This is a genomic window from Agarivorans sp. QJM3NY_25 (assembly GCF_050870875.2).
Taxonomy (GTDB): Bacteria; Pseudomonadota; Gammaproteobacteria; order Enterobacterales; family Celerinatantimonadaceae; genus Agarivorans.
This window is the reverse complement of sequence record NZ_CP194041.2, coordinates 3,040,541-3,057,065: the sequence shown is the minus strand read 5'-3', so window position 1 is coordinate 3,057,065 and position 16,525 is coordinate 3,040,541. Positions and strand designations below refer to the sequence as shown.

Annotated in this window: 11 protein-coding genes and 1 pseudogene; 5 read left to right on the top strand and 7 right to left on the bottom strand. The window is 45.3% G+C overall.

Annotated features, from left to right (window positions below):
* Positions 1-5 precede the first annotated feature (5 nt).
* Together ACRRSW_RS13940 and ACRRSW_RS13935 are read right to left on the bottom strand one after the other, a co-directional pair.
* Positions 6-2,225, bottom strand: coding sequence for a TonB-dependent receptor (locus ACRRSW_RS13940; protein WP_432459633.1), 2,220 nt, complete (start codon positions 2,223-2,225; stop codon positions 6-8).
* Positions 2,226-2,252: 27 nt separating this feature from the next.
* Positions 2,253-3,515 (bottom strand): MFS transporter, encoded by a 1,263-nt coding sequence (locus ACRRSW_RS13935; protein ID WP_432459632.1) that lies wholly within the window; start codon positions 3,513-3,515, stop codon positions 2,253-2,255.
* Positions 3,516-3,609: 94 nt separating this feature from the next.
* Between ACRRSW_RS13935 and ACRRSW_RS13930 the strand changes: the two genes are divergently transcribed.
* From ACRRSW_RS13930 to ACRRSW_RS13915, 4 genes are all read left to right on the top strand, one after another.
* Positions 3,610-5,370 carry an IucA/IucC family protein gene (locus ACRRSW_RS13930; protein ID WP_432459631.1) on the top strand — a complete coding sequence of 587 codons (1,761 nt, stop codon included), beginning with the start codon at positions 3,610-3,612 and terminating at the stop codon, positions 5,368-5,370.
* Between the two features lie 183 nt (positions 5,371-5,553).
* Positions 5,554-6,984 carry a Wzz/FepE/Etk N-terminal domain-containing protein gene (locus tag ACRRSW_RS13925; RefSeq protein WP_432459630.1) on the top strand — a complete coding sequence of 477 codons (1,431 nt, stop codon included), beginning with the start codon at positions 5,554-5,556 and terminating at the stop codon, positions 6,982-6,984.
* A gap of 29 nt (positions 6,985-7,013) precedes the next feature.
* Positions 7,014-8,096 (top strand): glycosyltransferase, encoded by a 1,083-nt coding sequence (locus ACRRSW_RS13920; RefSeq protein WP_432459629.1) that lies wholly within the window; start codon positions 7,014-7,016, stop codon positions 8,094-8,096.
* Between the two features lie 9 nt (positions 8,097-8,105).
* Positions 8,106-9,917, top strand: coding sequence for a sugar transferase (locus ACRRSW_RS13915; RefSeq protein ID WP_432459628.1), 1,812 nt, complete (start codon positions 8,106-8,108; stop codon positions 9,915-9,917).
* A gap of 558 nt (positions 9,918-10,475) precedes the next feature.
* Here the strand turns inward: ACRRSW_RS13915 and ACRRSW_RS13910 are convergent.
* Positions 10,476-10,724: a DUF3297 family protein gene (locus ACRRSW_RS13910; RefSeq protein WP_432452620.1), complete on the bottom strand. Its 249-nt coding sequence runs from the start codon at positions 10,722-10,724 to the stop codon at positions 10,476-10,478.
* A 929-nt stretch (positions 10,725-11,653) separates the two neighbouring features.
* Between ACRRSW_RS13910 and ACRRSW_RS13905 the strand changes: the two genes are divergently transcribed.
* Positions 11,654-12,028 carry a hypothetical protein gene (locus ACRRSW_RS13905; RefSeq protein WP_432459627.1) on the top strand — a complete coding sequence of 125 codons (375 nt, stop codon included), beginning with the start codon at positions 11,654-11,656 and terminating at the stop codon, positions 12,026-12,028.
* 149 nt (positions 12,029-12,177) lie between these two features.
* On the opposite strand, the gene ACRRSW_RS13900 is transcribed toward ACRRSW_RS13905, so the two are convergent.
* The 4 genes and pseudogenes from ACRRSW_RS13900 to ACRRSW_RS13885 form a co-directional block, all read right to left on the bottom strand.
* Positions 12,178-13,311: an ISAs1 family transposase gene (locus tag ACRRSW_RS13900; RefSeq protein ID WP_432459626.1), complete on the bottom strand. Its 1,134-nt coding sequence runs from the start codon at positions 13,309-13,311 to the stop codon at positions 12,178-12,180.
* A 118-nt stretch (positions 13,312-13,429) separates the two neighbouring features.
* A complete protein-coding gene (locus ACRRSW_RS13895; RefSeq protein ID WP_432459625.1) occupies positions 13,430-13,717 on the bottom strand; it encodes a hypothetical protein in 288 nt (95 codons plus the stop codon).
* An 84-nt stretch (positions 13,718-13,801) separates the two neighbouring features.
* Positions 13,802-15,622, bottom strand: coding sequence for an AIPR family protein (locus ACRRSW_RS13890; RefSeq protein WP_432459624.1), 1,821 nt, complete (start codon positions 15,620-15,622; stop codon positions 13,802-13,804).
* Between the two features lie 241 nt (positions 15,623-15,863).
* Positions 15,864-15,974 (bottom strand): annotated as a pseudogene (locus ACRRSW_RS13885) (IS5/IS1182 family transposase); the annotation flags it as partial.
* Positions 15,975-16,525 lie beyond the last annotated feature (551 nt).

Here is a 16,525-nt window from a genome sequence, read left to right as displayed (position 1 = left end):
TATCCTTAGAAAACGGCGTTGTAGCTAACTGAGAAGGTGGTGCCTTTACCCTTGTAGGTAAATAACTCCGAGGCTGACAAGCTGCTATAAAGGATCTGTGCGCGCTGACTCCATAGGGTTTCGTAGTCTTTGTTAAACAGATTTTGGATCCCAAAGTTAACTTGTCCCAGCGGCAGTGCGTAGTAGCCGTTTAGGTTTGCCAGTGAGTAACCATGAAGCTCGCTACCTTGATCATCACTGTAGTCGGCCAAGGTTTGCCATTGTAATTCAGCACCGTAAGCTTGGTTGTCGTAACCAAGGTTTAAGCTACCGTTAGAAGGACTCGCTTCTTCTGCCGCGAGTTTGTTCCACGCGCCATTACTCTCGGTTTCGCTTTTGATTAAATGTGCTTGCAGACCGGTGTAGAAGTTATTGTCGAAGTAGTAGTTTGCCTGACCTTCAATACCATAAATTCGGCGTTGGTCATCGTTAACCACCACCGCTAGAGTACTTTTGTTGTAGGAGGTCGTTTTGTCGGAGATCGAATAGTAGCTGGCAACTTGTAGATCATAGTTACTGCTGGTTTTACGCCAACCAAGTTCAAAGGCATTGGTTTTTACGCCGCTGAGTCGATTGTCGGCCACATTAATGCTGCTGATTAAGTTTGGACCATCGCCATAGGTACCATCGTAGTTACCGTTCCCGTAATACTTCGCGGGATCGGGCAAGTTGAAACCTTGGCTGAAGTTAGCCCAAATTTGCTGCTGGTGGTCGATTTTATAGATGGCACTGAGATTAAATAGCAATTCATTATAATCACTTTTACCGCCTTTAATTACATCCGGATCGTTATACATCCCAATCGCTGACAGGTGTTGCTGTAAGAGGCCTACAATGTCACCGACTTCATGTTCGATGTGCTGATAGCGGAAACCACCTGAGAGCGACCAATCGTTATTCACTTCCCACTTGGCTTGAGAAAATGCTGCAATATTGAGGGTGTCGATATCGGGGTAGCGCTGCAGGTTTTGGGTTTGTTTAAAGTTGAGACCGCCAGAAGCAAGTGCGGTATTGGCATCGTAAATTCGCTGTTTGGCGGAAAATGATTCTGATTCGGCATCGATGCCGTAGGTGAGCTGAACCTGGTCAAAGTCTTTCACCAATACCAGTTTGCCGCCTAATACATCGGTTTCTTGAAGAGACGCGCCATAGATCGGATAGCTATTGCCAGCTAAGGGGGAGCCGGTCACCCGATAAATAGAAGGAAAAGGAAAAAACTGCATCGACTCACTGCGGTAAAACAGTTGCGCCATCAGCGTTTGGCCCAGAATGTTGTGGTGCTGGTATTGACCATTCACCATGACCCGTTCGGTGGATGGCTGTTCTTCAAGGGACAAGCCTTGTTGCACCGAAATTAGATCTGGCCGACCAAAAATTCCGGCGAGATTTGGCCCTAAATAGGTGCCGTAGTCGCTATCTTGTTCGCTGTTGTAATATTGAGCACTTAACGACAGTAGTTGCTGGTTATCGGGTTCAAATTCAAGATTGCCCATGATGTCGATACTTTGATTAAACTGTAAGTCAGTTTGGGTGATATCTGGCAAAATCATCTGACCGTTGGCATCATAGGCTGCGCCGCTATCTTGGTAGGCGGCAGATAAACGGCCGCGTAGTTTTTCTGAGCCGCCAGCCACACTGAGTGCCAGTTTTTTATTCTGGTCATCACTATTGTTAAACCTAGATGAACCCGCTAAGTTGAGCGCTACTTCAGCCGGGCCGACGCTGGCCTTCTTGGTAATAATATTGATGATACCGCCAGCGGCTCCCGCGCCGTAAATCGCGGTCGCGCCGGAGAGCACTTCTACATGAGCAATATTGAAAGGGTCGATACTGTCTAACTGGCGGCTAATGGCTCGAGTTGAGTTGAGTGACACACCATCGATCATCACTAATGCCGAGCGTCCCCGTAAGTTTTGACCGTAATTGGTTCGACCCTCACCGCCAAAGTCAAAACTTGGGATCAATCGACCGAGTGCGGTTTTTAAATCGGCGCCAGCGTTCACTTGGCGTTCAATTTGCTGCTGGTCAATCACCCACATGGTGGCTGCTACATCGGCGATTGCGGTATCGGTCCGACTAGCAGTGACCACCATTGTGTCCAGGTTGGTGACGGCTTGAGCACTTGAAGCCATTAACAATAATGCAATGGGGCTCAACTTGGCTGTTAAAGGCGTTAATTTGTTCATTCGATTCCTTGAACTAAAGTGACATCATTAAATAACTTGGGTGGCAGAGCGCAGGTATTGCTGGAGGCACAATACACAGGCCACCAGCCCAAGCGCGAATGCCCATATGGGCGTTAATAAGGGAATGCTGAAATACAAACAGCTGCTCGATACGGCGCTACCGACTAAGTAACCACTGCTATGAGCCCGCGACAAAGAGCCACTGCGTCGACTCCGTTCGCTCAAACTCGATGATTGGGACAGCGCTAACTGGCTGTACCAAACTGGGAAACCAGAAACTGCAAGGGTCAGGCTGGTTAGCCCTGCGAGTAATATCAGCCATGGTTGTTGTGCCCCGCTTGAGCTGAGGCCAACCGAGAGGCTAAGTAGCAGGCACCCAAGTGCTAAACACAGCAGTAAAATGGGGGCCAGTGGGCGTTGTTGTTTTGACCACCAAGGGATTAAAAGTAACTGAGAGATCAGTAAGGTGATGCTGATGTATAACAAGATGGAGGCGTATAAACTTGAGGCCTGTTCCCCTTGATAGCCTAAGTCGAGCAATAGTGGCAACAGATAGAATTGTAGTGTGCTCACCAAGGCGGTCATCAATAGCGCACTGAGCAAAATTAGTTTCAGCTGATTGGGGCGGCGTCTGGTTTTGGCTTGTTCACGAGGGGACTTGCCTGAGTATGTCTGGAGGGGGAAATCTTTGGCAAAATCAACCTGATTATCAGCCTTTTCACACAGTTGCTTGACTAGTAAGGGTAGCACTAAAATCAGGGGGATTAGCAGTAAGTACTGCATGCTAAAAGGCAGTAATACTAAGCTTGGGCCGAGTAAGCGACCGAGAGTAATTGCGCCACTGGTTTTAGCGAGCGGGCCTAAGCCATTTTGTTTTGTGATCGCCAAATGGGTTTGCGCCAATATAATAAAAGCGCTGCTAAATATCCCCAGCGCTAAGCGTGCCAGAGCCATTACCGGTAGCGAAGGCGTTGTTGGTATAAGCAAGGCGAAGTAAAACAACAGATTTGCAAGGATAAAGCCACTGATGGTGATGCGTGAACAGAAGCGGATCCCCAGTTTTGGTAGCCACTTGCCCCAAAGACCGCTTCCCAACCAAAAGCTAATTAAATTAACATTCACGACCGCCGCAATCAGCCCTAGACCCTGTCCCGATCCCTGCAAACCCTTTAATGCTGCAATGTTTGGCAACAAGGCAAGTAGCAGAGTTTGGTTTAATCCCAAAGCGATGAGTAAACAGCGATACAGCATTAACTTGTTAATCTTAATGATAATGGTTTGTATTATCATTGTTGATTTTAAGGTAGTTTGTCAATATATTGATGATGTTTTTAACAAATAAATTTCATTGTGTATTTCAAAAAAAAGCGAGTAGGGAACCACCATGACACAACACCGTGCTTGGCAATTAGCGAGTCAACAACTAGTCGCTAAGATATTGAGTGAGTTACATTTTGAGGAACGTTTAGCGTTTGAACCTCGGTCGCCAGCTGTGTGCGAAGGTCATGCTGTGGCGAGCAAGCTGACGAATTGGCGTCTGGTGACTGCCTCGCGCCACTGGGATTTTCAGGCGAGCCAAAGCATTTGGGGCATGTTTATCATTACGCCTGATAGTATTCAATGCAGCGACGGTTTAGCGCCGAGTGCAAGTCAGTTGTTGATTGATATTCAGTCGCAAATTCAAATTAACGATATTAATCTCGCAGGCCTATTAGAAGAAATTCAACAAACGCTATACAGCGATATGTTGCGCATTACTCAACTGCGAAACTTAACCAGTGATGCGCTGGTGACTATGGATGAAACCTCTCGGCAACGTTATTTAGACGCGCACCCTAAGGCGATTGCCAATAAGGGTCGCTTGGGTTGGGGGGCTGCGGAGTTAGCGCTGTATTCGCCGGAATCAGGTCGGGCATTTCAACTCCATTATTTGGCGCTGAACAAGCAACATTGTGAGGTGGGTTTTGCCGAAGGTTTGAGTCCACAGCGCTTGCTTGAAGAGGTGCTGGGGAGTGAAGCGTATCTGGCGTTGATCAATAAATTGCCCGCGAAGAATCGCGATCAGTTCTTGATTATGGCGGTTCATCCTTGGCAAATGTCGCGCTTTTTAGTTGGGCAATTTGCCGAATGGTTTGCCAATGGCGACGCAATCGATTTGGGTCCTGTTACTGGTGATTGGCTGGCGCAGCAATCAATCCGTACCTTGAGCGCCGTTGACCCAAGGGTCCGTTATGACGTGAAAACGGCATTAACGATTTTAAATACCTCCTGTTACCGCGGTATTCCTGGCAAATTTATCGTGCAGGGGCCCAAGCTGTCGGCATGGTTGGCCCAGTTAACCATTCAAGATCCCTTGTTTGCTCAGCTGGGACTGAGGGTACAGCAAGAAGTTGCGGGGGTATTTTGCCCGCAGCCTTATCAGCAACAAGTCGCAGGAGGGAGCTATCGTTATCAAGAAATGCTCGGTTGTATTTGGCGTGAACGTGCCGAGAGTGTATTAAGTGAGCAGCAGCGTCCGATGTCAATGGCCACGTTGATGCAAACCGATAGTCAAGGCAAGGCGGCGATTGTTACCTTGATCGAACTCTCGGGCTTGAGCGCCGAAGCCTGGCTCAGAAAGCTGTTTAAGCATGTGGTGGTGCCGTTATATCATTTGATGTGTCGCTATGGAGTGGCCTTGGTGGCGCACGGTCAAAACATTACCTTGGCCTTGCAAGGCCATCAACCCGTTGGCTGCTTGATTAAAGATTTTCATGGCGACTTACGTCTGATAGACCAAGATTTCCCAGAACTTAATCGCTTGCCGCAGGCGATCCGCCAGAACTTGACCCGCTTGCCCGCCCATTACTTGATCCACGACTTATTAACGGGCCATTTTGTCACGGTATTGCGTTTTGTGTCACCCAAGTTAATTAGCCTTGGGATTGATGAAACACAGTTTTATCGCTATTTAGCCGATGAAATCCGCAGCTATCAAGCGGCACACCCGCAGTTGCAGGAACGGTTTGAGATGTTTGATTTATTGAAACCCGAGATCGAGAAACTATGTGTGAATCGAGTGCGCTTTAAGATTGGCTACGGCGATAGTGAGCAACGACCATTGCCAGAAATTGGTCAGCCGATCACTAATCCGCTGTGTGTTTAATTTAATTTCTCAGACCGATCGCGGATTTAAGGCCATCGGTCTGGGCGTTTATTTTACGGCTTCGCAATCTGCAAACTCGCCTAATTAAAAATCATTTATTGTCTGTAATCCATTGTTTTATTTAAGTAATTATTAATGGCATGATTTTGGCTATAACTCTCTTGAATTCAGACGGAGAGTGGCATGGGCGAATTACTACCAAGACTATATTTGATTGTGGATGCCTTATGGCGTCGACGTTATCTTATCGTCATGCCGATCCTGTTGATGCCCATTTGTGGTGTCTTAGTCTCGTTGTTCTCCGCGAAGCAGTATGCTTCACATACCAGTATGTTGGTGCAAGAAACCGCTAGTTTAAATCCTTTTCTGGAAGATTTAGCGGTGTCGGCAAATCTAGAGGGCCGGATGGAAGCCCTGACGACCTTATTACACAGCCGACATGTGTTAACTGAAGTGGCCATTGAACAAGGCTTGATGGTCGAGAGTGACAGTCCACAGCAAAAGCAGCAGGTGATTAATCGTTTGTCGGCGGCGCTCACGGTGCGTCAAGTGGGTAAGGACTTAATTCGGATTGATTATCGCTCAGCGCATCCGCAGGGGATGCGTGAATTACTAGAAACCGTCTCTTCACATTTTATTGAGCAGTTACTCGCGCCAGAGCGTTCTTCCATTAAAGAATCAGAACGTTTTCTGCGGGAGCATTTAATGTCCAGTAGTTTTGCTTTAGAAGAGGCCGAAGAAGCCTTAGCGGATTACCGCACCCTGCATGCCGATGGTTTACCCGAGCAACATGCGGCTAATACCCAGCGTTTGTCGCAGATCCGTCAACGTTTGATTGAGCGAGAAGCAGAACTTGCTGGTGCAAAACAAAGCTTAGGCAGTATCGATCAGCAACTCTCTCGCACCAACCCGGTCCTGACTCGACTCGAAGAGCAGATCGTGATGAATCGTGCCGAGCTGGCCACCCTCATGTCGCGTTATACCCAAGGTCACTCCAAGGTACAAGCGCTGCAACGGGTATTGCGCCATCTCGAACAGGAGCGTGAACAAGTCTTATCCTTACCTCAGTCCTCGATTTCGAACACGGATAGCTCGGCCTTATTACAGCAACAAATTTCCCTGACCGAATCCAATGGGGAGATGTTGATCGTGCAAGTTGAAGCCTTAATGATCGCTCGCCAGCGAGTCGATGCCCTCGCCGAAGAAGTCTCACAATTACGCAGTTTAGCTCGCTCGCTGCAGCAGCAAATTGGCTCGGTGGGTGAGCAAGAGAAACAACTGCGGATCCTTAATCGTAATCTTAAAGTTAAACGTAGCCTGTATGAAAACATGCTGACACGTTACGAGATGGCCCAAGTGACGGGCGCTTTAGGGGTATTTGAACAATCCGATCGGATTAAAATTATCGATCGTGCTTTTACTCCCAGTGGGCCTTCTACGCTGCCAATGTGGTTGTTTGTGCTTGCCGGGCTGGTGGCTGGGATCGTGACGGGGTTCAGTTTAGCGCTATTGGCTGAACTGGCCGACCCCAGTTTACGCACCATTAAAGACATCGAAGATATCGCCGGAGTGACGGTGCTTAGCCGTATTCCACCACTGTCTCACTCGAATTAACAGCCTATTGTGCTTAAGAGGAACAACTTATGAGTATTTGGATCCAAGTGGTACAGCACCTACAGCCGGGTGGCATCGAAACCATGGCGCTCGATTTACAACGGATGGAAGAGGCGCACGAGCAAGGGGTGATTATTTCCTTGGAAGGCACCAAGCAGCAGGCCTTGCAAGACTGGCCGCGGCTGCGCCCCTACGCCAATCGCCTGATGTTTTTAAATAAGCAGCCGGGATTTCGCCTTAGCACCCTATGGAAGCTGGTGAAGCTGTTTCGTCGTTGGGCTGTCCCCGTGGTGCATACTCACCACATCGGGCCATTAATTTACGGCGGTATCGCAGCGCGTTTAGCCGGGGTTAAAGTGGTGATTCATACCGAACATGACGCCTGGCATCTGCGCCAGCAGCGGCGTCGTATGCTGCAATCCTTCGCGCTGAAATGGGTTCGGCCGATGATCGTCGCCGATGCCAATTTGGTGGCGAGTGAGCTGAAGTCGGCATTGGGTTTTAACGATGAACAAGTGCAAGTGATTAAAAACGGCGTCGATACTCACAGTTTCGCGGTGGGAGACAAACACTTAGCTCGCCAGCAGCTAGGTTTGCCAATACAGCCTCGATTGATTGGTTGTGCGGGTCGTTTAGAGCCAGAAAAAGGTCAGGCGGTATTGATTGAAGCCCTCAATAGTTTGCCCCAAGACGTACATTTGGTGTTTGCCGGCGATGGAAGCCAACGCCAGGCGCTACAACGTTTGGTGATGGCTCTGAAGTTACAAGCGCGAGTGCATTTTCTTGGCGCCATCGAATCAATGCCGCAGTTTTATCAAGCGCTCGATTTGTTTTGTTTACCTTCTTATTTTGAAGGTTTGTCGTTGGTGATTCTCGAAGCGCAAGCCTGCGGCATTCCGGCAGTGGTGACCGATGTTGGGGCTTCAACCGAAGCCCTGTGTCCACGTACTGGCACTTTGGTGGAGCCCGGTTCAGCCTTTGCGATGGCGCAAGCCTTGGGGCAGCAATTGGCACTGAAAGTGACAGGCAATCCGCGCCAGTTCGTTAAACAGGTGGGCGATTTACGAACCACCGCCCGCAATTATGCAGCTTTACGTCATCGTTACTTATAGGAGCTTACTATGACCATTGTCACTTACTTGACTCTGATATCGATGTTTTTGGTCGTTTATCACCATGCGCTCTATCCCTTGTTGCTCAAGTTACTGAGTCAGTTGGCGGGTAAGACAGAACCACAGGAGCCAGTGGCGGTGGTTCGAAAATATCATCGCTCGCTTAACGATGAGCAATTGCCAAGCATTGAGTTGCTGATCCCTGCCTACAACGAGCAAGACTATGTCGCGGCAAAACTGATTAATTTGGCCACTCTGGATTATCCCGATGAGCGCTTAAGCATTAAAGTGGTGTGCGATGGCTGCAGCGATGCAACAGCGACGGTGGCCAGAGAAACCATCGCACAATTAGCATTTTGTAATTTTAGTTTCGAGGTTTGTGAGCAGCCGCAAAATAGCGGTAAGGTGGCGGTGCTCAATCAACACATCGCCCAAAGTGGTGCCGACATCGTGGCGCTGTCGGATGTCTCGGCGTTAATTTCGGTGGATGCGCTGCTGATTGCTGCCAGTCACTTTGCTCAGGATGATGTGGGAGTGGTGTGTGGTTATTATCACCTGTTAAGCCCCGGCTCAGTGGGTGAACAAGCGTATTGGAACTACCAACGCCAAGTGAAGCGTTGTGAAGCCGACATGGGGGCACCGCTGGGGGCTCATGGTGCTTTTTATCTGATTAAGCAGCGTTTATTTCGAGCGATGCCGGAAGATACTATAAATGATGATTTTGTGATCCCCATGGATATTGTGGCGCAGGGCTATCGAGCGGTGTACGAGCCAAATATTCGCGCTTTAGAGTTAGAACACGCGGCCGACAGCCAGGATCGCAGCCGTAGGAAACGCATTGGCGCAGGCAATTTGCAACAGTTGATCCGGCTACGCCACATGTTGTTACCACGTTTCAAAGGGGTGGCTTTTACCTTTTTTTCAGGTAAGGCATTGCGGGTGACCATTCCATTTTTGATGTTAAGCAGCTTGCTTGGCTCACTGCTGCTCGCCTCACATTCTCTGGTTTTTATGGCTTTACTGGCCTTACAGCTCAGTGCTTATTTGTTGGCTGCGTTGCCGAGGATGTTACCCATGTTAAAGTTTCCAGGGCCGATTGGAAGCTTGAATTACCTCGTTGAAGGACACTTTTCCAGCATGTTGGGTTGTATTGACTATGGCTACAAGAAGATTAAGAAACACTACTTTACTCACTTACTGAATCCTTGGGTGGTGGTCTTGAAACGCGGCTTCGATATGTTTGCGGCTAGTTTATTGTTGCTATTGGTGAGTCCCTTATTTCCTTTGATTGCCTTGGCCATCAAACTTGATAGCAAGGGGCCAGTGTTTTATCAACAAACGCGAGTGGGTTTAATCGCCGAGGATCGGGCCGTACTATTCTCGATTATTAAATTTCGCAGTATGCGCGCCGATGCCGAACAAGCCAGTGGCGCGGTATGGGCTACTAAACAAGATAGCCGGATCACGCGGGTAGGGCGCTGGCTACGCAAGACTCGGCTCGATGAGTTGCCGCAGTTATGGAATGTGATCCGAGGGGATATGTCATTGGTGGGGCCTCGGCCGGAACGTCCGGCCTTTTATCAAACCCTGGAGCAGGCCATCCCGTTTTATAGCGAACGAACCGTGGGTCTCAAGCCGGGTATTACTGGTTTGGCTCAGGTGAATCTGCAATATGATTCCAGTATCGAAGATGTAAAGCAAAAACTTGCTTATGATCACCGTTACGCGCTTTCTTTAAGTCAGTGCAGTAGTTGGTTATATCAGGATTTGAGTGTATTACTTAAAACTTTATGGGTGGTCGTTGCGGGGAAGGGCCAGTAAGGCTTTGCGGATCGCAGCATGATGCGCTTTCTTTATTCCAGAGCTTGCAGCAGTTGGTTATATCAAGACTTGAGTGTATTACTTAAAACCTTATGGGTGGTCGTTGCGGGGAAGGGCCAGTAAGGCCTTGCGGATCGCAGCATGATGCGCTTTCTTTATTCCAGAGCTTGCAGCAGTTGGTTATATCAAGACTTGAGTGTATTAGTGAAAACCTTATGGGTAGTCGTTGCGGGGAAGGGCCAGTAAGGCCTTGCGGATCGTAGCATGATGCGCTTTCTTTATTCCAGAGCTTGCAGCAGTTGGTTATATCAAGACTTGACTGTATTACTTAAAACTTTATGGGTGGTCGTTGCGGGGAAGGGCCAGTAAGGCAATTTTATTGCAGAACGCTCTGTGGGTGTAAGTCTGGATATTACTGGCTTGGCTTTGGTGGAGCTGCAATATGATTCCAGCATCGAAGATGTAAAGCAGAGCAAAGGGCTCGACAAGCTATGCAACTGAAAAGCTAAATTATTTCAAGCTTGAACTATTGATAGCAAGTCGTGGTTTATAAAAGGCTTAAATATAGAAGGCTTCAACCGTTCCTTTGAGCGTGATAAGGATAGGTTGGCCGCGACGATCTAAGGCTTTAGGTGATGGGATTTTTACCCAGCCTTCACTAATGCAATATTCTTCAACATTATTGCGCTCTTTACCGTTCAATCGAATACCGATGTCGTGTTCGAAACACTCTGCTACATGATGTGGGCTGCGAGGGTTGCCTGCAAGGCGATCGGGTAAGGCTGGCTTTGAGTTTGTGTCGCTCATGTTTATGACCTGAAATAAATAAAAGTGGCTTATTGTAGACAATGCGAGACTGACGCTCAAGATTTTAGACAAATCGTTAAAGCAACGATTTGTCTAAAATTTGAAACGTGCTAAAGGCGAACAAATAACGAATAGTCGATCATGGTTCTGGTGTCTTTACTCGCTAGAAGCGCCTATCGATGTTGACTTGACTTGACTTGACTTGATTTGCGGATCAGCTTGGTTCCTGTTGGAGGACAATAAAGTTTGATTATATTCAAACACGTTTCTGCCCCGTTCTGTGTTAGCAACGGGGTAAAAGCTTTCGCCTACGGCGACGTCATTAAGCTTCAACGAGCAAAGCTTAGCTAAGCAAAAAGAAAGCTCGCCCTGCATCTTCTTAAACCCTGCGTTGCTCATTCTCAAGGGCGTTGAAGTAAACACTACGCTCAAACAGACTTCAACTTTGCTCCCTTGTTCATTTGAGCTACTCGGCGAAGATGATGGGATTATAAAGCGTAATCTTGGCTATCGAGAGTATGAAAGTTTTTGTTTTTAGAATGGGTGTCTAGTTTATTTTCCTAGTTTATTTTCGCGCTTCATACGACTTCACGTCGCACGCCCCATTCTGTGTTAGCTACGAGGTAAAAGCTTTCGCCTACGGCGACGTCATTTTTCTTTGACGAGCAAAGAAAAACGAAGCAAAAAGAAAGCTCGCCCTGCATCTTCTTAAATCCTGCGTTGCTCATTCTCAAGGGCGTTGAAGTAACTCGCTATGCTCAAACAGACTTCAACTTTGCTCCCTTGTTCATTTGCGCTACTCGGCGAAGATGATGGGATTTAAAAGCGTAATCTTGGCTACCGAGAGTGTGAAAGGTTTTTGTTTTTAGAATGGGTGTCTAGTTTATTTTCCCTCATTTGAACAAATATCTGACTCGATAGAGAAAGGGTTGGTCTATGTCCATGCGCACACTGCCGCAAAAGGCAAGTCATCTGCGCCTCAAGGTGAGCAGTTTATTGACGCTGAGTCCGGGGATTATTTTTACCTCACTCACGGTAATAGAGGTATCTATTTACTGGGGCAGTTTACTGGTCCTGCGAACATTTTCAGCTCTATGGGGCATGGTTGGGCTGACCGACCTTTTCGCGTAATCCGTCACGCTAAGCCAAATGGTGGTTATGCTGGGCCTCATAAATGGTGGGCACCAAATGATCGCTCAACATTTACACCCGTTCCTGCTACTGAGCTAGCTGAATTCGAAGAGCATATTCTTGAGCCATTTTTCGGGATCAGCCTCTCCAACTATGGTGTGGATGCAACTTAACAAACCAATCAACAGCGACCGCTTGCGCTCTGCGATTTTTAGGCATTAGCTCGCAAGCTCGCTATATTATGCCTAAAATCGCGCCACGCAAGCGCCACGTAACCCACTGTTTTAGTTCCGTTTAAATGCCAGGGTGAGAGCATGAATGCTCACTTTTCACTCACTCCTTTAAAACCAGCCAGCAGCACCTTATCCAAATAGCTACAACTCATAGCTGCAATTTTCTGTTTGCGCCGGATGCTGGCTTTTCTTGTCGTTTCTGCACGCAGCATGTTTATAGCTATATGGCGCATACAAGCCATGATCTCTGCCGCGTTGCCACGGTAAATCTGGCAAGCATCTTCATTCATAGATGCATCCAAAACCCAGTGTAGACTGTTTTCTATGGCCCAGTGACCACGAACAGCAGCTGCAAAACGTTCCACACTGAGTTCTGCAGAACAAATATAATAGCGATAATCGAGTGATTCTTTACCTGCTTTATCAATGCGATAACCAATGGCAACCCCGATACTTTTTAAGCCTTTCCAGTCTGGAAACTGTTTGATAAGTTCACCTGCAGGAAGTACATGATATTCACGGACTTCAACACGTCCATGGCCCTGTTCGATAGTGACATCATTCCGTAAGCTCGTAGCTTTTACGCTTTCTAACAGTGCTTGTTGAACAGATTTAGCCAGTGTCTCTTGGTTACCTTTAACTGCAAGCAGATAATCACCACCGTTATCGACGATGGTTGAAGCGATATTTTTCTGGCATGCAATGGCATCAATAGATACCAAACAACCTTTGATATCCAGTAGCTTAATGAGCTCCGGGATAGCCGTGATTTCGTTCGACTTAGCATCTGTTTTTCGCTGACCGATGACAACACCATTTTTAGTGGCGAATGCACTGACCATGTGAATGGTAGATTGCCGGGATTCACGATCATAGGAGCCACGCAAGACTTTGCCATCAATAGCGATCAGTTCGCCTTCGGAGCGAGCAGAGACTGCTTCCATCCAGCTGATGAAACACTGCTGAAACTCGCTAGAGTCAAGGCGCGAGACGATTCTAGCAATGGTATCGTGAACAGGTAAACCATCTTTGAATAAGCCCTTATCTTGGAACCAATCAAGGTGGATTTCTCCAAAATCTTCAATGTCTTCCCATCCCTCGGCACCGGCTATCGCTGCACAAATAGTCAGGAATAGAACATCAAATAATGGATAACTGATTTTCGCTGACTGACGTGGGTCTTTTAGGTCGCCGAAATGAAGAGAAAAGGCATCGATACTCATGGTGATACTCTCGAAAAAGAGAGTATAAGATCACAACTCGATCTGCAGGTCAAATAGGATGAACTTGGTTAAATAATGTTCGCGATCTCACCCTGGTTTAAATGCCTTGTTATAACTCTTACCAAATAGACTTACGGTACTCTTTCCCATTTAAATCTATAGCTATTGCACATGTATAAATCTGATGATTTTTAGCCCTGTGAACTTCAGTTCGAAATTCCTTTATTACACCAATCTCTATACCGTGTTGAGCAACAAGAGTTGGAAGCCGGTGACGATAATATAGCACTGACTTTCTTACTCGTAACGGTAATTTAAACAACTGTTCATCGTTATAAGGTAACCAATTAATAGTTACAACGTTACCTGCTTTTAAGTTCGCTAGTTTATGTAAATCTTCAAACACAAAGCCATCATCGACGTAATTCGTGCCACTCATAAATGAATGGCAAAAGTTATGAATAACAACATTGATGTGCTTTAGTTTCACTTAGATATCGAAAAAACGTTTCAAATCATCATGAATTGTACGGCCTTTATAGTATCCTTCATAATTTAAATCTTGTTTCAGCACTCCTGTGTCTTCATCTTGATAAGTTCTGAAATATAAAGAATTTTTAGCGTTCTCTTGGGCGTTTTTTTCAAATTCAATCCACCTATTTAGTACAGATTTGAAGTGCTCACTTACCTCATTTAAAGAACCCACGCCGTCATATAGTGTTTTTACACATACTGCGGTTACAGCAAACCGACCATAGCGTATTGCTTGACCATATGCAGAAGTACCAAAGCGATCATTAACATCTTCCCTTAATGATTTTTCAAGAGCATTAATACTTTGATAAATATTAAATGCATAAAAATATTCTGTTACTCTTTCAGAGTCATTGAGGTATTTAGTAAAGTTAGACTCCTGAAAAAGGAATTTCCCACTAGATCTTCTAGCTACGGCTGGCTGCATATCGCAGCAGATAGCTAATCTTAATAATAGCTCTCGATCAATTATTTGATTCCGCGAGATATACTTATCCTTAATACCATCTGCAAACTCTCCCTTTTTACGTTCATAATAATAGCCAAATTTATTAAACAATAACTCCTGCAAATCTATCTGAATTTTATCGTTTGAACGCCTATCTGCATCAGAAACTTCATTTTGTCTATTTGTAGCTTTGGAGATACTTTCAATTAATGAACGTTTTTTCATTTCGCTATTTGCAGAATGCTCGCCAAATGTGATTATTTTTAGTAGTACTTCTTTGTTATCGAAAATGTCTCCATTTTCAACACTGTTTTTAATATCTTCATATATACGGCTTAATGTAAAAGCCGTTTGGCCACCATTTATTATTTGAGGATTTGATATAACTATTTGAGCTTTATCTTTTTGACCAATTCTTTCATTAACTGACGTTTCGTCAGATAGCATTGTGATCCCATTGTTAAAAAGAGCAAACTCATTGGTTTTCTTCTGAGTTATAGTGTTATGAATTTCTTTGTTCACAGAGTTAGCTTTCATTTCAAGAAAGCAGCGAGGGTTGTACTTTAAGATTGAGTTCTTATAAGTGTATAAAATTCTACCAATTTCCTCTGTGGGAACAAAAACCACAGTGATATCACAATCTTTGAATTCAGTTTCAACATTGTAGCTAATTCTTGCGCTTGAAGAGTTTTTATTAGTTAAGTTTAATGATATTGATAGAAGGTTGTTATGGTAATAAGTCCCTGTTATTACAGGAAAAAGTAAATCTTTATATACCTTTTCATTGTCAAATATTTCAGCAGAAAACCCGTTCGTTAGTCTTCTAACTTGACTAGTTTTAAGGGACTTTAAATTTGCGAGAATTATAACCTTATATTTATATCTTCCTATATCATCTACTTGAGATAACTCTCTAAGAAGTTGTTTTATTTTTCCGTTATATTCATTGCCGTCTTCGTCATGTGTTTCTCCGTCAACGATCCTATCTATATCCATTTTTAGTAATTCGTCAGGTGAAATCTCCTTACTTTCAAAATTACCTTTGTTAGTTCTAAATTTTGATTGAATGAAATAAATTTCTTTAGCTTCACCATCAATGTAGTAGGCATCAACCCCTGCATCGTAGCCTTTATCAGTAATTAACCTCTCTCTCGACTTAAAATCTAAAATACCAAAAGTCACCTTTAAATAAAGGTGTATCAATGCTCTTCCACGAGCTTGGTTAATTTTTTCCAAATCGTCTTGCTTAGGTCTATAACTCTTGAACTCAATTGGAGATTCAAATCGAACCTGATCTAGAATATTTACTAAATTCTCATACTTTGTCATAAACCTTCCTCTAGATATGACGATCAAAACTTGGGGAAACTAACAGTATATTAATATGCAAATTCCCATCTTTCACGCATGCGAAGTTACCACCTATCACGCACCACAGAAACTCACATATCCTTTAATACTTAAATTTATCAACAGCATACCAGTCAATCACCATTTTGACCATGCGTGAAAGAGGCCTTGTTGATCAAATCCAAGCTCAAGGTACAGTTATTCTAGGCTCTTACTTTATTTAGCCAGTTACCTGACGAATAGGCATACCTAGCCTAGTCATTTTGTTTAATGCACTGACACTTGCCATCATTTCACCCACTTGGGCGTTGTAATTACGTAAGCTCAACTTATCAAAATAAACTAGACCCCCATTCTAAAAACAAAAATCTTTCATACTCTCGATAGCCAAGATTACGCTTTTAAACCCCATCATCTTCGCCGAGTAGCGCAAATGAACAAGGGAGCAAAGTTGAAGTCTGTTTGAGCGTAGTGTTTACTTCAACGCCCTTGAGAATAAGCAACGCAGGGTTTAAGAAGATGCAGGGCGAGTTTTCTTTTTGCTTAGCTAAGCTTTGCTCGTTGAAGCTTAATGATGTCGCCGTAGGCGAAAGCTTTTACCCCGTTGCTAACACTGAACGGGGCAGGACTGGGATAGACCATGGATGCCCAACAGTTTGTTTAAAGCAACAATGATTAAAATTTATTGTAAACGAGCAAACTTTATTGTCCACAGATAGTTCCAAGCGGCGCGGTTTTAGAGATACAGCGCTCATTAATCTGGAAATTGAAGCTTCAGAACATGGTTCATTTAAAGCTATCGAAGATAGCCATCAGACGAAATGAACCATGTCCATGAAAATACCAAATAGTATTTTTCCGAAAGTTTGTGACTCGATATCT